The following is a 16,298-nucleotide window of genomic DNA, read 5'->3' on the forward strand; positions in this document are numbered from 1 at the left end:
GTCCGGTCAGGCGGACAGTGCGGTGGCGACCTCGCGCAGCGGGCGGCCGGACTCGGCGATCGGCACGGTGAACGAGATCCACGAGCCGTCGGTGAAGTCGATCCGCAGCCGCTTCGGGTTGAGCCGGTGCCAGCCCACCCGCGCGGAGGCGATCTCGCCGCGCGCGGCCGACCACGCCACGGCGGTCTCGGCCAGCGCGCGTTCCTCGGCCTCGCGCCCGGCCAGCAGCTTCACCCCGCCGGTACGGCAGATCAGCAGCCGCCGGTCGGTGACCGCGAGCAGCGTCTCCCGGACCTGAAGGTCGGGCCGGGGCGGGCGGAGCGCGCGGTGCAGGCGGGAGGCGGCGGTGCCGGGGGCGCCGCGCCCGGCGATCCCCCAGCCGATCGCGTCGACCAGGCGGTCGCCGCGGTCCCAGGTGGCCAGTGGCAGCAGGATGTTGAGCAGCACCGAACCGACGGTCCGCCGGCTCGGCTCGCCAGTGGACTCCGGCTCGGGCGGCGGCGCCGGAGCGAGCCCCTGGCCGACGTCGGCCTTGGCGTGGGCCAGGACGCGCTCGCCCGGCTCGACGAGCAGGCCGATCCGGTCGCGGTATCTGGTCTCGTCCATCGGCTCAGTATCGGTCGTGGCCGTAGCCGTCGTCGGCGGGGCGCTCCGCGCCCGGCGCGTTGCCCATCACCTCGCCGACGATCTCGCGTACCCGGGCGGCGGCGGCCTCCTGCGCCCGGTTCGCCGCCGAGGTGATCTCCTCGGCGAGCGTGTACGAGTCGAAGCGCATGGCCCGCGCGTTGATGTCGGTGGAGAGGATCTTGCCGTCGGCGGCGGCCACGACGGTGACCAGGCCGGAGTCGCTGACCCCCTCGGCGCTGCTCTGCTCCAGCTCGGCCATCCGCGCGCCGAGTTCGCGCTGCCACCCGTCCAGGTTGCGGGCCAGCGCCTCGATCCGGTCCAGGGCCGGGAACGTCATTGCTGCCTCTCAGTTCACGATCGAGTCGAACACGTTCTGCACGCCCTTTGTGTACGGGCCGAGATCGTCGCGGTACGTGCCGTCCACCAGGTAGTTGCGGTCCTTGCGCCCGTCGGAGACGTCGTGCAGGCCCATCCCGGTGTCGAGCAGGGCGCCGCCGATGCCGGGGATGTTCACCGGGGACGCCTGGTTGATGGCGAACTTGCCCGGGAAGAGCACGGCGGCGCGTTCCACCTTGAAGGCGAGCGCCGCCTTCGTGTAGCCGGACTTGCTGAACGCGCTGTACGCCTTCTTGGCCCGGCGCAGCTCCATCACCACCTTGGCGTAGTGGTCGAGCAGGTTGGCGACCTTCTGGAGCTTGGTGGCGAGCTTCGTGAGGATCTCCGCGAACCGCGCCACGATCTTGACCATACGGCCGACGGTGGTGGCGAGCCGGGCCAGCACCCGCACCACTGTGGCGGCAAGGCTCACGCCGGCGCTCAGCGCCGCCGCCACCGCGGCGATGATGATCTCGGTCAGGAACCAGAGCAGGAACTCCAGGATCAGCTCGACCAGCAGGTTGAACGCGTCCACCGACGCGTTCGCGGAGTCGACGAGCACCTCCTTGGTGCCGTCCAGCCCCTTTGCGAGATCGTCCATCGCCTCCTCGATGGACTGCATCGAGGCGTGGAACTTCTCCGCCGCGTCGCCGTCCCAGGCGCCGCGCAGCCGCGCCCGGTCGGCGATCTGGTCACCGGCGATCTGCCGGACCGCCTCACCGGTGGTCATCGCGAGCTGGGCCGCCCGCATCAGGTCGTCCGGCTCACCGGCGACCAGTTCCAGGAGCTGCTCGAACGGCCACAGCACCGCGTTCGACAACGGCTTGAACGGGTCGGGCGTGCCCGACACGATCTGCTCGAAGTAGGTCTTGTTGCGCTGGAGCGCCTCGGTGCTCATCCTCGCTCCCCCTCAGCCGCCGGCGGTGAACATCGTGTCGTTCGCCGAGTCCGTGTCGTCGTAGGCGGCGGCGGTCTCGGCGAGCCCCGTGGCGACGGTCAGCATGGTCTCGGCACCGTCCGCCAGCCCCTGCAGGCACGCCTCGAACTGCTGCTCGTACGCGGCGGCGAGGCTGAACGACGCGGGCATCACACCGAAGGAGTGCCGGGCCACGTGGCCGTCGCGGAACACCCGCTCCAACTCGCGGAACCGGCCGGCCCGGTCCCGGGAGGCGGCGGCGAATGCCCTCAGCGCCTCCGGCTGGACGTCGAGATTCCTGCTCGGACTGGTCACGGACCCTCCCCAGTGTCCGGTCGGAACTTCCACCGTCGTCGACGGCGCCCCCAGACTAGGTGATGTGAGCACCCGGTCAGGGGACAGCGGGGCCGGCGCACGCACGGTAGACAGGGGAGGCACAGCACTTACCTGCGAGGAGATCGCCGATGATCCTGGCCCGCGCCGAACAGGTCAGCCGTCGCTACGGCGACGTGCTGGCGCTGGACCGGGTCGACCTGACCGTCCGGGCCGGGGAGCTGGTCGGCCTGCTCGGCCCGAACGGCGCCGGCAAGAGCACGCTGATCAACCTGCTGGTCGGGCTGCGCCGGCCCACCGCCGGCCGGGTCGAGCTGTGCGGCGGCGACCCGCGCGACCCGGCGAGCCGGCGGCAGCTCGGCGTCACCCCGCAGGAGACCGGCCTGCCCGGCACGCTGCGGGTCGGCGAGGTGGTCGACTTCGTCTCCGCGCACTTCCCCGACCCGGTGCCGCGGGGCGAACTGCTCGACCGGTTCGGCCTCGCCGACCAGGTACGCCGGCAGACCGGCGGCCTCTCCGGCGGCCAGCGTCGCCGGCTCGCCGTGGCGCTGGCGTTCGTCGGCCGTCCCCGGCTGGTGGTGCTCGACGAGCCGACCACCGGCCTCGACGTGGAGGCGCGGCACGCGCTCTGGGACGCGATCCGCGGCTTCCACGCCGACGGCGGCACCGTGCTGCTGAGCAGCCACTACCTGGAGGAGGTGGAGGCGCTCGCGCAGCGGGTGGTGGTGATCGGCCACGGGCGGGTGCTGGCCGACGACTCGGTGGCCGCGATCCGCGGGATCGTCGGCGTACGCCGGGTCAGCCTGGTCGCCGACGACCTGCCGGCGCTGCCGGGCGTGGTCGCCACCGAACGCGCCGACGGGCGGGTGCACCTGCTGACCACCGACGCCGACCAGCTCGTCCGCGACCTGGTCACCTCCGGGGTGCCGTTCCGCGACCTGGAGGTCCGGCCCACCTCGCTGGAGGAGGCGTTCCTCGCCATCACGGCCGACGACCGGCCCGCGCCCACCCCCGCCTAGGAGGCCGCCGTGCCGCTCGCCCTGGTCCACGCCCGCTACCAGCTCATGGAGATCGTCCGAGTACCGGTCGCGGTGTTCGGCAGCGCCTTCTTCCCCGCCGCCTCGATGCTCTTCTTCGTGGTGCCCTTCGCCGGCGACGACCCCACCGGAGCCACCTACGCCACCGCCGCCATGGTCACGTTCGCGGTGATGACCGCCAACATCTTTCAGTACGGCGTGGGTGTCGCCGAGGACCGCGACCAGCCCTGGAACCCGTACACCCGGACCCTGCCGGCCGGGCCGGCGCCACGGCTGGCCGGGCGGATCCTGGCCGGGCTGGTGCTGACCTACGTGTCGATGATCCCGGTGGTGGTCATCGCGGCGGTCGCCACCGAGGCCCGGGTCAGCGCGGTGCAGTTCCTGCTCGGGCTCGGCGCGGTCGCCGTGGTCTCGGTGCCGTTCACGCTGCTCGGCCTGGCGATCGGTTACTCACTGCCGAGCAAGGCCGCGATCGTGGTGGCACAGGTGGTCTTCTTCCCGCTCGCGTTCGGCGGCGGCCTGCTCTCCGGGCCGGACGACGCGCCCGGCTTCATCAAGGCGATCGCCCCCTACCTGCCGACCCGGGGCGCCGTGGAGCTGATCTGGGCGGCCGTCACCGACTGGCAGCCCGATCCCCGGGCGCTGGTGATGCTGGTGGTCTGGGTGGTGGCGCTCGCCGCGGTCGCCGGGTGGGCGTACCGGCGGGACGAGGGACGCCGCTTCAGCTGACCTTTTGTCCGGTTCCGGCCCGGTGGCCGACCCGGCGGTGCCACGATGCCGACAGGGCGGGCGCGCGGAGCCGCCCCCGGCGAGAGGGGTCACCGTGAACGGCGTCGAGCCCGGCACGCCCTGCTGGACCGACCTGGCCACGCCCGGTCTGGACGACGCACGACGGTTCTACCCCGAGCTGTTCGGCTGGACCGGAGAGATCTCCCCCGAACCGGAAGCCGCCGGCTACACCGTCTTCCGCAAGGACGGCAAGGCGGTCGCCGGGGCCGGCCCACCCGGCACGCCGGACCAGGTGCCGGTCTGGTCCACGTACGTGGCGACCGACGACGCCGACCTGGTCGCCACAAGGGTCGAGGCGGCCGGCGGGCAGGTCGTCGTCTCCCCGTTCGACGTCGCCCAGCAGGGCCGGATGGCGGTCCTCGCCGACCCGGCCGGCGCGGTGTTCAGCGTGTGGCAGCCGATGGCGATGCGCGGGGCCGAGCTGTACAACGCGCCCGGCGCGATGTGCTGGAACGAGCTGGTCACCCCCGACCCGGAGGGCGCGAAGGAGTTCTACGCACTGGTCTTCGGCTGGCATCCGGAGGAACGTCCGGCCGGGCCGGTCGCGTACACCGGGTGGCGCTGCGGCGCCCGGATCGTCGCCGGGATGCTGCCCCGGGCCGAGCCGATGCCGGAGGACCTGCCCGCGTACTGGGCGGTCTACTTCGCGGTGGAGGACGCCGACGCGACCGCCGCCCGGGCCGCGGAGCTGGGCGGCACGATCCTCGTCCCGCCGCGCGACAACCCCGCCGGCCGCAGCGCCGCCCTACAAGACCCGGCCGGCGCCCTCTTCTCCATCTCCACCCTGCGCTGACCCCACCCCCACCCCCACCCCCACCCTCCCCGCCCCACCCTCCCCACCCTCCCCGTCGATCTTGCACTCGCGGCCCCCACTGCGAGGCATACGCACCTTTTGCCGGGGCCAAAAGTCCAAGATCGACGAGGAGAAGTGAAGCCGGTCGAGATCTTGGTACGGAGTGGCCCGCCAGGAGGGCCGATTCGTACCAAGATCTATGCGCGCTCCGTCGATCTTGCAGTTGCGGCCCTTCCGAGGTGGCATACGCACGTTTTGCCCGGGCCGGAAGTGCAAGATCGACGGGAGAAGGGGGCGGGGAGGGGGCGGGGAGAGGGCGGGAAGGGCGGCGGGGGGTCAGGTGGGGCGGACGGGGACCACCAAGGGGCCGTGGTCGCCGGGGATCACCCGGATGTGGGCTCGGTAGTGGCGGGCCAGCAGCTCCTCGGTCAGCACCTCCTCCGGTGGTCCGGCGGCTGCCACCCGGCCGTCGGCGAGCAGGACCAGACGGTCGGCGTACTCGCCGGCGATGGAGAGGTCGTGCATGGTGGCGAGCACTGTCAGTCCGTGCTCGCGGCGGAGCTGGTCGACCAGTTCCAGCACCTCCTGCTGGTGCCCGATGTCCAGCGCGCTGGTCGGCTCGTCGAGCAGCAGCAGGGTGGCGCCCTGGGCCAGCGCCCGGGCCAGGAAGACGCGCTGCCGCTCGCCGCCGGAGAGGGTGGCCAGCTCGCGGTGGGCGAACGGGCCCAGGTCGAGGCGGTCCAGCACCTCGTGCACGGCGGCCAGGTCGGCGGCGGACTCGCGGCCCAGCGGCGGGATGTACGGGGTGCGCCCGAGCAGCGCGTAGTCGAACACCGACATGCCGATCGGTACGACAGGGGACTGCGCCACGGTGGCCACGATCCGGGCGCGGTCGCGGCGGCGGAGCGCGCCGATCGGCGTACCGAAGAGGGCCACCTCGCCCGGTGCGGCCAGCAGGCCGCCGACGGCGCGCAACAGGGTTGACTTGCCGGCGCCGTTGGGCCCGATCACGGTGACCCACTCGCCCGCCGTGACGGTGAGGTCGACGCCGGCCAGGACCGGGGTGCCGCCCAGGGCGACGCGCAGGTCGTGGACGCGCACCGCGGGGGCGTTCACATCGCCACCCGGCGGGCGGTCCGCAGGACCAGCACGAAGAACGGGCCGCCGAGCAGCGCGGTGACCACGCCGATCGGGATCTCGGCGGGCGCGGCGGCGGTACGGGCGACCACGTCGGTCAGGGCCAGGAACGCGCCGCCGAACAGCATCGACAGCGGCAGGATCACCCGGTGGCTGGAACCGGCGAGCAGCCGCATGGTGTGCGGCACGATGATGCCGACGAAGCCGATCAGCCCGGACGCGGAGACGGCGGCGGCGGTGCCGAGCGACGCGGCGGCGATCAGCAGGTAGCGGGAGCGCTGCGGGTGCAGGCCGAGACCGGCGGCCTCGTCGTCGCCGACGGAGAGCACGTCCAGCTCGCGCCGGTGCAGCAGCACCACCACGGAGGTGAGCACGAAGTACGGCAGGACCAGCCACACGTCGTGCCAGCCGGCGGTGGCGAGCCGTCCGAGCAGCCAGGAGTAGACCTGCTGGATGTTGTCGGAGTGCTGTTGCAGCAGGTACGTCTGCCCGGCGGCGAAGAACGCGGAGACGGCCACGCCGGCCAGGATCAGCGTGGCCGGGGAACGGTCCCGCCCGCCGGCCGCGCCGAGCAGGTAGGTGAGCACCACCGCGCCGAGCGACCCGACGAACGCGGCGAGCGGGATGGTGATCGGCAGCCCGGTCAGCGCGCCACCCGCACCGGCGCCGAGGACGATGGCCGCGGTGACCGCGAACCCGGCGCCGGCCGCCACGCCCAGCAGGTACGGGTCGGCCAGCGGGTTACGGAAGACGCCCTGGTAGCAGCCGCCGGCCAGGGCCAGGAGCGCGCCGACGAGCAGTCCGAGCACGACCCGGGGCAGCCGCAGCTCGGTGACGATCGCGACTTCCCGCTCGGTGAGCCCGCTGTCCAGGTGCACGCCTGGTAGCAGGTTGAGCAGTTCGGCCGCGACGCTGCCGGGCGGCAGGCTGACCGGGCCGAGGGAGACGCCCGCCACCAGCGCGACGAGCACCGCCACGACTCCGGCGAACAGCCAGCGCTTACGCAGCCCGGCGGGCCGGATCGGGGCGCCGCCCGCGCCGGGCACCCCGCGCCGCCCGGGGCGGGACAGCGGCCGGATGCCCGGCCGGGACGCCCGAGGCGTCCCGGCCGGGTTCGGGGCGGAGTCCGCCTGTCGTAGGGCCACGGTCAGGCCGGGACCTTGGCGGTGGCGTCGACGATCACCTTGAGCAGGTCGACCACGCGCGGGCCCCAGCGCGAGGCGATGTCGTCGTCCAGCTCCACGATCTGGTTGTTCTTCACGGCGGTGATGCCGGACCAGCCGCTGCGCGCCTTCACCGTGTCGGCGTTCTGCTTGCAGCACTTGGTGTCGGAGAGGAAGACGAAGTCGGGGTTCGCCTTGACGATGACCTCCTGGGAGAGCTGCGGGTAGCCGCCGTTCTTCCCGTCGGCGTCGGACGCGTCGGCGATGTTCTCCAGGCCGGCGAGCGCGTAGATGGTGCCGATGAAGGTCTTGCTGGTCGCGCTGTACAGCTCCGGGCCCAGCTCGTGGAAGTAGGTCGGCTTCTCCGTACGCTTCGGCAGGTCCTTGGTCAGCGCGGTGATGTCGTCCTTCATCTTCTGCACCACGGCGTCCGCCTCGGACCGGTGGCCGGTGAGCGTGCCCAGGTCGGTGAGCTGCCGGTACGTGTCGTCGAGCGTGGCCGCGGCGGGGATCTGGAGGACCGGGATCTTCAGCGCGACGAGCTGGTCGGCGATCTTGTTGAGGTTGTCCGAGATCACCACGAGGTCGGGGTTGCGGGAGGCGACCGCCTCGGCGTTCGGCTGGTAGCCGGACAGGTCGGTGCGGGGCGCCTCGGCCGGGTAGTTCGACTGGTCGTCGACGGCGGTGACCTGCTTGCCGGCGCCGATGGCGAAGAGCATCTCGGTGGAGGTCGGCGAGAGCGAGACGATCTTCTCGGGCCGCTTCTCCAGCGTCAGCTTGCCGACGGTGGCCGGGAACGCGCCGCCGGAGCCGCCGGCGGCGGGGGTGTCGGTCGAGGTCTTCTCGGCGCAGCCGCCGAGGAGCAGCACGCCGGCCGCGAGCGCGGTGGCGAAGAGCCGGGGGGTACGTCTGGACATGGGGCCTCCTGTCGGTCGAGGAGTGTGGTGCTTCGCCGACAGGTGGAAAGGCCCGCCCGCGAGGCGCCCTTCCTCGAGAGCGCGTGTCGCGACCGGGCCGCAGGCGACCTGGCTCGTCCCACGTCCGTCGGCGCCGGCGGAAGGCCGGCGCCGCGCGTACGGGGCATCACAGTTGCGGGACAGCGCCGGTTTCGCACCGGCTTCGCTGTGGCACGGTCGGTGCCACGGTAGCGCACGACCAGCGGAGATCGTCCGGACGGTGGGGGTGGGTGGGAACCCCGGCGGGGGTGGAACCGGGGTTCCCACCCGGTGGTGAGGTCAGCAGTACTGGCTCTGCTTGCCGATCGCCCGGTACGGGCAGTCGGCGTACTCGGACAGGATCAGCACGGCCTCCCGGTTGCGTGAGGTCTGCGCCGGGATCACCTCGTCCGGCGGGTAGAAGCCGCCGCCGGAGGCCGAGCCGGGGTACATCTCGAAGGTGTACGCCCAGATCTTGTGGGCGCCCCACATCCAGTCGATGCTGGTGCCGTCGGCGATGTAGAGGTCGCTCGACTGTTCCGGGGTGTAGTTGTTCGTCGCCGCCATCTGCCGTCCGATGGTGGCGAAGGTGTTGTACTGGTCGGTGTTCATCCCGGTGGCGGTGTTGTTGTACGTGTATCCGTACGGCCAGAGCACCAGCTGCGAGTAGGTGTGGAAGTCGATGTTGGCCTTGATCTGCTGCACCCCGCCGACGACCCGGCTGTTGACGAAGTTGCGCAGCGCCGCGGTCTCCGGGGCGGAGAAGGCGGACGGGCCGCGGTAGGTGTCCGACGACTTGGTGCCGGACGAGCCGCCGCAGCAGCCCCACTGGTAGGCCCAGTTGCGGTTCAGGTCGGTGCCGATGGCTGTCGAACCGCTGTTGGGCTGCCGGTTCTTGCGCCAGGAGCGGTAGGAGCCGGTGGCGATGTCGTACTCGCTGCCGTCCGGGTTGACGGTGGGGACGATCCAGATCTCCCGGGAGTTGACGATGCCGGTGATCCGGGAGTCGCTGCCGTAGTTGTCGGTGAAGAGGTTGAGCAGGTAGATCGCCATCTCCACGGTCAGGTGCTCACGGGCGTGCTGCTGGGCGTTGAACAGGATCTCCGGCTCGGCCTCGTCGGTGGCGACGTTGTCGGAGATCTTCACCGCCATCAGGTCCCGGCCCTGGTACGACGTGCCGATGCTGAGCTTGCGGGCGATCGTCGGGTGGTCGGCGACCACCTTGTTCACCACGGCGGTCAGCTCGGCGTAGTCGTGGTAGTTCGAGTCGGCCGGCGGGAACGCGTTCGCGGTCATGCCCCCGTCGGCGTGCCCCGGGTCCGGCGCGACGTCCTTCTCGAGCCGGAATCCGAGCCGGGTGATCGCGTTGGCCTCGGCCTTGGTCGCCGTGACGTGCAGCACGCCGTGCTCGGAGTAGTCGATCGCGGCGCCGGTGGAGGCGACGGCGGTGCGGTCGGCGGCCGTACGCGGGCCGAGCACCCGGTAGGCGACTGTGGCCGGCTCACCGGAGCCTTCCGGCGCGGGCCGGGCCACGGCGGGCGCGGCGGCCGCGGTGAGGACGATGGTCAGGCCGACGGCGGCGGCGAGCGCCAGCCGGCGGCGGAGCGGAGAGGTGCGGAAGGCCATGGACAACCTCCTGGGGGTACGGGAGATCCCGTTGTCCGCACACTCCACCAGGAGACACATGGTCATATCAATATCTGTCTCTTTCTTTAGCCATCCCGACCTGATCGTCACTTCGGCAATGATTTTCTATGCCTGAACATCTGGCGAAACTTCCCGCCAAGCGCGACAGTGAACGGCAACGATGCCGTCTCCCTGTGGAGCTGCCATGTTCGGAAGACCCATGCGCGCGGCCGCCCTCGCCGGCCTCACCGCGCTCACCCTCCTCGCCACGAGCGCACCGGTCCAGGCACAAGCCGCGCGACCGGGCGTCACACACGACGAACAGATCACCTTTCAGGAGTTCTCCCGCTTCCCCGACTGGCGTACCGGCACCCACCAGGGCACCCGCGCCGTACCGGGCCGCCACCCGGCGCTGACCATCGACCGCCCGGCGGGCACCACCGAGTTCACCGACGAGCACACCGGCACGACCCGCACCTGGGAGTACGCCACCTGGACCTCGCCCGAGCGGCGGATCGGCTTCGACGCCACCGAGATGGTCGCGTCGTGGAACGCCGCCACCCCGGCCGGCACCTGGATCCAGGTCGAGCTGCACGGCACGTACAACACCGGGGCACAGACCCCGTGGTACGTCATGGGCCGCTGGGCCTCCGGCGACCAGGACATCAAGCGCTCCACGCTGGACGGCCAGGGCGACCCGTGGTCGAGCATCTGGACCGACACGTTCTCGATCGACGACGCCGACGCCGGGGTGCTGCTGCGCTCGTACCAGTTGCGGCTGACGCTCTACCGCGCGCCCGGTCAGGCCGCCGCGCCGCAGGTCCGGATGGTCGGCGCGATGGCGTCGAACGTGCCGGACCGGTTCACCGTCACCCCGAGCCGGGGCGGCATCGCCTGGGGCACCGAGCTGGCCGTGCCGCGCTACTCGCAGAACATCCACATCGGCGAGTACCCCGAGTACGACGGCGGCGGTGAGGCGTGGTGCTCGCCCACCTCGACGGAGATGGTGGTCGAGTACTGGGGTCGCAAGCCCTCGGCCGAGGACACCTCCTGGGTCGACCCCACCTACCCCGACCCCACTGTCGACCACGCCGCCCGGATGACCTACGACTACGAGTACGAAGGCGCCGGCAACTGGCCGTTCAACACCGCGTACGCGTCGAGCTTCCCCGGCCTGGAGGCGCGGGTCACCCGGCTGCACTCGCTGGACGAGGCGGAACGCTTCATCAGGGCGGGCATCCCGGTGGTGACCTCACAGTCGTTCCTCGCCAGCGAGCTGGACGGGGCCAACTACGGCACCTCCGGGCACCTGTTCGTGATCGTCGGCTTCACCGCCGACGGCGACGTGATCGTCAACGACCCGGCGTCCTCGTCCAACGACGCGGTCCGCAACGTCTACAAGCGGGAGCAGTTCGAGCAGATCTGGCTGCGCACCAAGCGCTACCGGGCCAACGGCACCGTGGCCTCCGGCTCCGGCGGCATCGCGTACCTGATCAAGCCGGCCGACCGGCCGTGGCCGGTCGTCCCGGGCTCGACCAACTGGTGAGCGGCTCGGCCGACCGATGAACGGCGAGGGGCCCGGCGCCATCTCCGGCGCCGGGCCCTCTCGTTCGTCCGCTCAGCCGTCGCGGCGCTCGGCGTCCGGCTCGTCCTCGCCCGCGAGCGCGGTACGCAGCCGGTCCTTCTCGGCGCGACGCCGCTCCGACGCCTCCGCCATCTCCCCGGCCATCTCGTCCCGCCAGTTGCGCAGCAGGAAGAACGACAGCGCGGCCGAGGAGATCAGCGCCACCATCAGCCGCAGGAACATGTTCATCTCGACGAACCAGAGGGCTGCCAGCACGGCGACGAACAGCCCGACCCGGCCCAGCGTGTACTTGACCGCCGCGCTCATTCCCGCATTCCCACTCTCTCCGTGCCTCAGCCCGTACGCCGGGCCAGCCAGTGCACGCCATGAAACCAGATGACGGCGTAGACCACGGTGAACACCGCCGCGGCCGACGCGCCGGTGAACAGTGCGGGCAGCCCCGAGGCCAGGCCCGCGACCAGCAGACCGGCGACGACGCCGAGCCCGAGCCCGGCCAGCGCGGCCACCACCCGGGCAGCCCCGAACTCCCAGGCCCGGAACTCGTCCCAGAACAGCCAGAGCGGCAGGATCACCGCGAGCCAGCCGTTCGTACCCCCGAAGCCGCTGTCGCCGACGGTGGCGAACGCCCACTCGAAGACCAGCAGCGCCAGCAGCCCGATGACCAGGCCGGCGAGGCTCACCCCGAGCAGGTCGCCGAGGGTGAGGATGCGCCCCTCGGCGTCGCGCCGGGGGAAACCGCGCTGCTGTTCCTCGTCGCTCATCGCCAGGTCAGGCCCAGACCTGCTGCGGCTCGGACCGGCGCTCCGCCAGCGACGGCGGACCGTCGTACTCGCGGACGATCTCGTAGCGGGTGTTCCGCTCGACCGGACGGAACCCGGCGTCCCAGATCATGTGCAGCAGATCGTCGCGGTGCATCGTGTTCGGCGTGCCGTACGAGTCGGCGTCGTGGGTGATCTTGTATTCCACGACCGAGCCGTCCAGGTCGTCGACGCCGAAGTTCAGCGAGAGCTGCGCGACCGACAGCCCGTGCATGACCCAGAAGCACTTGACGTGCGGCACGTTGTCGAACAGCAGCCGGGAGACCGCGAACGTCTTGAGCGACTCGGCCGGGGAGGCCATCGTGGTCCGGGCCTGGATCCGGTTACGGATCTTGCCGTCCGCCGAGTCGACGAAGTCGTGCTGGTAGCGCAGCGGGATGAAGACCTGGAAACCGCCGGTCTCGTCCTGCAGCTCACGCAGCCGCAGCACGTGGTCGACCCGGTGCCGGGGCTCCTCGATGTGGCCGTAGAGCATGGTCGACGGCGTCTTCATGCCCTTCGAGTGGGCCAGCCGGTGGATGCGCGACCAGTCCTCCCAGTGGCAGTTGTGGTCGACGATGTGCTGCCGGACCTCCCAGTCGAAGATCTCCGCGCCACCGCCGGTGAGCGACTCCAGGCCGGCGTCCATCAGCTCGTCGAGGATCGCGTCGGCGCTGAGCCCGCTGATCTTCTCGAACCACTGCACCTCGGTCGCGGTGAACGCCTTGAGGTTGACCTTCGGCAGCGCGGCCTTCAGCTCGCGCAGCACCTTCGGGTAGTAGCGCCAGGGCAGCGTCGGGTGCAGGCCGTTGACGATGTGCAGCTCGGTGAGCTGCTCGTCCTCCATCTCCTTCGCCTTGCGGACCGCCTCGTCGATACGCATCGTGTAGGCGTCCTTCTCGCCCGGCTTGCGCTGGAACGAGCAGTACGCGCACGACGCCGAGCAGACGTTCGTCAGGTTCAGGTGCCGGTTGACGTTGAACATCACCCGGTCGCCGTTGAGCTCCGTACGCCTGTGGTGGGCCAGCCGGCCCAACCAGGTCAGGTCGTCGCTGGCGTAGAGGGCGATGCCGTCCTCGCGGGTCAGCCGCTCCCCCGCGTACACCTTCGCCTCGAGTTCGCGCTTGAGTCCGGCGTCCATCCGAAAGCCACGTCCTTCCACCTGGGTTCCCGATCGAGCGTACGTCGCGGGCCTGACCGGCCGCCGACGTGGTCGCGCCGGTTCACCGGTCGTCACGCTCCGCACATCGACATCGTCGCAACGGTGAGGTAAGACAGGGTGGGGCGGAACACACACCAGGGCCGTCCTGTCCCGACACGCCCCAAGCACGCGTGACGGACCCCAGACCGGACGGGGAGCGGTATGGCTCACAGCACCAAGGCCCGACGGCGACGAGGACGGCAGCCGGTGATCTCACCGATCCTGCGCCCGGCGCTCTGGTCCGCCCTCCTGGGGGCGGTCGCGGCCGCGGCGCTCGCCACACCCGCATGGGCCGACCCGCTGCCCGACGTCGTGCCCGACACCGGCTCCCGGCCCCAGGTCACCGGCCCTCTGCAACTGCCCGGCTCGTCCGGCGGCGTCCGTGGCGTGCCCGGCACCGTTCCCGGCGTGCCGGGCACCGTTCCCGGCCTCCCCGGCACCGTCCCGGGTCTGCCCGGTGTCACCGTCCCGGGCCTGCCCGGCGCGGGTGCCACCACCGGCGTGACCAACCCGGCCGACGGCCCACTGATCGCCCAGATCAACCAGCTCGACGCCCGGGTCACCCTGCTGGGCGAGGAACTGCTCCGGATCAAGACCGAGCGGGACGCCGCACAGACCGAGCTGACCCAGTCCGCCGCCCGGCTCACCGAGGCGGTGGACGCGCTCCGCCGCGCCCAGGACAACGCCAAGAGCGCCGCCGCCGACGCGGTCAAGGCCGACGCGGCGCTGCCGCCGGGCGAGTTCGGCGCCAGCCTGCGGGAGTTCGCCAACCTCCAGCGCATCACCCGGGGCGACAAGGCCGAGGGCGCCACCACGTCGGTGACCGGCGAACTCCTCCGTGCCACGAGCGCCGAGCAGATCGCGCGGGAGGCGCACGAGTCGGCCCAGCGGCGGGCGACCGAGAAGGCCGCCGAGTTCACCCGCGCCGAAGCCGACCTGCGCAAGCAGGAGACCGCGCTCGTCGCGCTGCGCAAGGAGAACGCGGCCAAGCTCCTGGAGATCGAGCGCCTGGCGGACGCCGCCGAGCAGCGGCTCGGCACCTCGTACGTCGACCAGAGCATCGACGGCCTGGTGGCGGACCCGAAGGCGCTCGCCGCCGTGCGGTACGCCCTCGCCCAGCTCGGTGACCCCTACCTGTGGGCGGCCGAGGGCCCGGACCGGTTCGACTGCTCCGGCCTGATGCTCGCCTCCTATCAGGCGGCCGGCTACCGGGGCCTGCCCCGCGTCGCGAAGGACCAGTACTTCGCGACCCGGTCCCGCACCGTCTCGCCGACCGCCCTGCTCCCCGGTGACCTGCTGTTCTTCGCCTCGGGCAGCAGCTGGACCAGCGTCCACCACGTCGCCATGTACATCGGCAACGGCAAGATGGTGGAGGCGCCGCGGACCGGCGACGTCGTCAAGATCTCGGTGGTCCGCTGGTCCCGGCTCTACGCCGCGACCCGGGTGATCGGAGCGGTCCCCGCCCCGGCCACGCCCGCCCCGCCGCCCACGGTGCCGGCCACGCCGAAGCCGTCGACGTCGCCGAAGCCGTCGGCCACCCCGAAGCCGTCGACCACGCCCAAGCCGACGCCGACCACGCCGAAGCCCACCACGCCGACGCCGAAGCCGACGACGTCCAGCCCGGCGCCCAGCTCGCCGCCGCCCAGCCAGACCGCGGAGCCCGAGCCGGAGCCGAGCCAGAGCGCGAGCGCCGAGCCGGACACCAGCAGCGCCGCGCCGAGCAGCAGCAGTGTCGCCCCGTCGAGAAGCAGCGTCGCCCCGTCGAGCAGCACGTCCGGCAGCGGCTCCGCCAGCCCGAGCAGCAGCGCCGACTGACCCAACCGCCACTCCGGCTGTGCTCCCGGGCCGGAATGTGGCACGGTGAGATCCAGGCACTTCCGGTCGGCGCCACGGCCGGAGGCGAGCGTGGGTGCGGAGGGGCGAGATGGGCGAGCAGGACGTTCCGGCGGAGAAGGTCCACCCGGGACCGACGCCCGGCCCCGCCGACCCGGCCGGCGACGACAACGGTTCGGCCTCACCCGGGCCGGTAGCCGTCGCGCGGGCGCGGGTGTCGGTCGCCGGTTCGGCCGTGCCGCCGCCCGCCGGTGACGAGCAGCCACTTCCGCAGGCCGGCCCGACGACGTACCGGGCGGGCACCCCGGCGGAGACCCCACCACCGCTGGACCGGCGTCTGCCCGGGGCCACCGTGCCGCCGTCCAGTTGGTCCGCCTTCGCGGTGGCCGAACGCCAGGCGACGTCCCAGCCCGCGGCCGGCACGGCACCCACGCCCGCCGCCGCGGAGGCCGACGGCGACGCCTCCCCGGGTACGCCCGGCAGTGCTCCGGCCGCCATCCCGGCACCCCGCGTCTCCGGTTCCGCACGCGTGCCCACGCCGCCCGTCGCAACCGCGGACGCGGCAGCACCTGCCGACGCCGTACCGGAGCGCGACACCGCACCGGCCGTGCAGGCGGACGGGACCGACGACTCCCCGTCCCCGACAGCCGGTTCGGTCGACTCTCCGCCGAGCGCGGCACCGGCCTCCGCCGTCGACCGCCCGGCCCCGCTCACCGGCGCGTCCACGGCCGCCGAGCAGGCCGGATCCGCGCCCGCCCGGGCCAGCGCGTCGGTGCCCGGCCTGAGCCGCGTCTCGGCCGAGGAGGTCGCCGCCTCCGTGGTGGCCGCGCCGCCCGCCGCCGCCACCGTCTACCGGGCCGGGCCGGTGAACCCGGAACCGCCGGAGCCGGTCCAGCCGCCGGAGCCCGCGCAACCCCCGGCGCCGAACGGACCGGAACCCGAGCCGGCGCCGACCCCGGTTCCGGGTCCGACGCCGCCGTCACCGGCGCCGCCGGTACCCGAGCCGGAGCCGCCGCTGCGGCCCACGCCGCCCCTGCCCGCGCCGCCCGCGCCCACCCCGCCGACGCCGACGCCCGGCCCGGTGCCGCCGGTCCCCGGGCCGCCGGTACCGCCGCCGGGTCCGCCCGTACCCCCGCCCCCGCCGCCACCGG

15 protein-coding genes, 2 pseudogenes and 1 riboswitch are annotated in these 16,298 nt (G+C 72.6%); of the genes and pseudogenes, 6 read left to right on the forward strand and 11 right to left on the reverse strand.

What is annotated here, in order from left to right; genetic code table 11:
• Nucleotides 1-6 precede the first annotated feature (6 nt).
• From OC439_RS28665 to OC439_RS28680, 4 genes are read right to left on the reverse strand one after another with little or no spacing between them, the layout of a single operon-like run.
• Nucleotides 7-606, reverse strand: coding sequence for a hypothetical protein (locus OC439_RS28665; protein ID WP_262016151.1), 600 nt, complete (start codon nucleotides 604-606; stop codon nucleotides 7-9).
• Nucleotides 607-610: 4 nt separating this feature from the next.
• Entirely contained in the window at nucleotides 611-964 is a 354-nt protein-coding gene (locus OC439_RS28670; protein ID WP_013283579.1) for a YbaB/EbfC family nucleoid-associated protein, read from the reverse strand.
• Between the two features lie 9 nt (nucleotides 965-973).
• Complete coding sequence (locus OC439_RS28675) at nucleotides 974-1,900, reverse strand: WXG100 family type VII secretion target (protein ID WP_135242872.1); 927 nt, start codon at nucleotides 1,898-1,900, stop codon at nucleotides 974-976.
• A 12-nt stretch (nucleotides 1,901-1,912) separates the two neighbouring features.
• Nucleotides 1,913-2,233 carry a type VII secretion target gene (locus OC439_RS28680; RefSeq protein ID WP_194802055.1) on the reverse strand — a complete coding sequence of 107 codons (321 nt, stop codon included), beginning with the start codon at nucleotides 2,231-2,233 and terminating at the stop codon, nucleotides 1,913-1,915.
• 149 nt (nucleotides 2,234-2,382) lie between these two features.
• Between OC439_RS28680 and OC439_RS28685 the strand changes: the two genes are divergently transcribed.
• From OC439_RS28685 to OC439_RS28695, 3 genes are all read left to right on the forward strand, one after another.
• Nucleotides 2,383-3,270 (forward strand): ABC transporter ATP-binding protein, encoded by an 888-nt coding sequence (locus OC439_RS28685; RefSeq protein ID WP_262016152.1) that lies wholly within the window; start codon nucleotides 2,383-2,385, stop codon nucleotides 3,268-3,270.
• Between the two features lie 9 nt (nucleotides 3,271-3,279).
• Nucleotides 3,280-4,017, forward strand: coding sequence for an ABC transporter permease (locus OC439_RS28690; RefSeq protein ID WP_262016153.1), 738 nt, complete (start codon nucleotides 3,280-3,282; stop codon nucleotides 4,015-4,017).
• A 94-nt stretch (nucleotides 4,018-4,111) separates the two neighbouring features.
• Entirely contained in the window at nucleotides 4,112-4,870 is a 759-nt protein-coding gene (locus OC439_RS28695) for a VOC family protein (protein ID WP_262016154.1), read from the forward strand.
• A 336-nt stretch (nucleotides 4,871-5,206) separates the two neighbouring features.
• Here the strand turns inward: OC439_RS28695 and OC439_RS28700 are convergent, their stop codons facing one another.
• From OC439_RS28700 to OC439_RS28715, 4 genes and pseudogenes are all read right to left on the reverse strand, one after another.
• Nucleotides 5,207-5,986, reverse strand: a complete 780-nt coding sequence (locus OC439_RS28700; RefSeq protein ID WP_262016155.1) for an ABC transporter ATP-binding protein — start codon at nucleotides 5,984-5,986, stop codon at nucleotides 5,207-5,209.
• Nucleotides 5,983-7,086, reverse strand: a complete 1,104-nt coding sequence (locus OC439_RS28705; RefSeq protein WP_410054969.1) for a FecCD family ABC transporter permease — start codon at nucleotides 7,084-7,086, stop codon at nucleotides 5,983-5,985. Before OC439_RS28705 ends, OC439_RS28700 begins: the two co-directional genes overlap by 4 nt.
• 68 nt (nucleotides 7,087-7,154) lie before the next feature.
• Nucleotides 7,155-8,087 carry an ABC transporter substrate-binding protein gene (locus tag OC439_RS28710; protein ID WP_262016156.1) on the reverse strand — a complete coding sequence of 311 codons (933 nt, stop codon included), beginning with the start codon at nucleotides 8,085-8,087 and terminating at the stop codon, nucleotides 7,155-7,157.
• A gap of 107 nt (nucleotides 8,088-8,194) precedes the next feature.
• Nucleotides 8,195-8,288, reverse strand: a riboswitch (cobalamin riboswitch).
• Between the two features lie 120 nt (nucleotides 8,289-8,408).
• Nucleotides 8,409-9,731 (reverse strand): annotated as a pseudogene (locus OC439_RS28715) (M14 family metallopeptidase); the annotation flags it as partial.
• Between the two features lie 205 nt (nucleotides 9,732-9,936).
• Between OC439_RS28715 and OC439_RS28720 the strand changes: the two are divergent.
• Complete coding sequence (locus tag OC439_RS28720) at nucleotides 9,937-11,277, forward strand: C39 family peptidase (RefSeq protein ID WP_121682971.1); 1,341 nt, start codon at nucleotides 9,937-9,939, stop codon at nucleotides 11,275-11,277.
• A 72-nt stretch (nucleotides 11,278-11,349) separates the two neighbouring features.
• Here OC439_RS28720 and OC439_RS28725 read toward each other — a convergent pair whose 3' ends face one another.
• The 3 genes from OC439_RS28725 to mqnE are packed head-to-tail and all read right to left on the reverse strand — an operon-like array spanning nucleotide 11,350 to nucleotide 13,254.
• The gene (locus tag OC439_RS28725) at nucleotides 11,350-11,622 is read right to left on the reverse strand and encodes a DUF4229 domain-containing protein (protein ID WP_091414468.1); all 273 of its coding nucleotides are present in this window, start codon (nucleotides 11,620-11,622) and stop codon (nucleotides 11,350-11,352) included.
• Between the two features lie 26 nt (nucleotides 11,623-11,648).
• Entirely contained in the window at nucleotides 11,649-12,077 is a 429-nt protein-coding gene (locus OC439_RS28730) for a hypothetical protein (RefSeq protein ID WP_252454345.1), read from the reverse strand.
• Nucleotides 12,078-12,084: 7 nt separating this feature from the next.
• Nucleotides 12,085-13,254 (reverse strand): aminofutalosine synthase MqnE, encoded by a 1,170-nt coding sequence (gene mqnE / locus OC439_RS28735; protein WP_120572110.1) that lies wholly within the window; start codon nucleotides 13,252-13,254, stop codon nucleotides 12,085-12,087.
• 222 nt (nucleotides 13,255-13,476) lie between these two features.
• Here mqnE and OC439_RS28740 point away from each other — a divergent pair, with 222 nt between their 5' ends.
• Both OC439_RS28740 and OC439_RS28745 read left to right on the forward strand, forming a co-directional pair.
• Entirely contained in the window at nucleotides 13,477-15,129 is a 1,653-nt protein-coding gene (locus tag OC439_RS28740; protein ID WP_262016157.1) for a C40 family peptidase, read from the forward strand.
• Nucleotides 15,130-15,238: 109 nt separating this feature from the next.
• Nucleotides 15,239-16,298, forward strand: a pseudogene (locus OC439_RS28745) (hypothetical protein); the annotation flags it as partial.

Source organism: Micromonospora sp. Mcm103, assembly GCF_024519755.1.
GTDB classification, from domain to species: domain Bacteria; phylum Actinomycetota; class Actinomycetes; order Mycobacteriales; family Micromonosporaceae; genus Micromonospora; species Micromonospora aurantiaca.

What these genes read in the sequence shown, in the direction of transcription:
- OC439_RS28665 (WP_262016151.1), bottom strand. Translation starts at nt 606, where the DNA reads ATGGACGAGACCAGATACCGCGACCGGATCGGCCTGCTCGTCGAGCCG.
- OC439_RS28670 (WP_013283579.1), bottom strand. Translation starts at nt 964, where the DNA reads ATGACGTTCCCGGCCCTGGACCGGATCGAGGCGCTGGCCCGCAACCTG.
- OC439_RS28675 (WP_135242872.1), bottom strand. Translation starts at nt 1,900, where the DNA reads ATGAGCACCGAGGCGCTCCAGCGCAACAAGACCTACTTCGAGCAGATC.
- OC439_RS28685 (WP_262016152.1), top strand. Translation starts at nt 2,383, where the DNA reads ATGATCCTGGCCCGCGCCGAACAGGTCAGCCGTCGCTACGGCGACGTG.
- OC439_RS28710 (WP_262016156.1), bottom strand. Translation starts at nt 8,087, where the DNA reads ATGTCCAGACGTACCCCCCGGCTCTTCGCCACCGCGCTCGCGGCCGGC.
- OC439_RS28720 (WP_121682971.1), top strand. Translation starts at nt 9,937, where the DNA reads ATGTTCGGAAGACCCATGCGCGCGGCCGCCCTCGCCGGCCTCACCGCG.
- OC439_RS28725 (WP_091414468.1), bottom strand. Translation starts at nt 11,622, where the DNA reads ATGAGCGCGGCGGTCAAGTACACGCTGGGCCGGGTCGGGCTGTTCGTC.
- OC439_RS28730 (WP_252454345.1), bottom strand. Translation starts at nt 12,077, where the DNA reads ATGAGCGACGAGGAACAGCAGCGCGGTTTCCCCCGGCGCGACGCCGAG.
- mqnE (WP_120572110.1), bottom strand. Translation starts at nt 13,254, where the DNA reads ATGGACGCCGGACTCAAGCGCGAACTCGAGGCGAAGGTGTACGCGGGG.
- OC439_RS28740 (WP_262016157.1), top strand. Translation starts at nt 13,477, where the DNA reads ATGGCTCACAGCACCAAGGCCCGACGGCGACGAGGACGGCAGCCGGTG.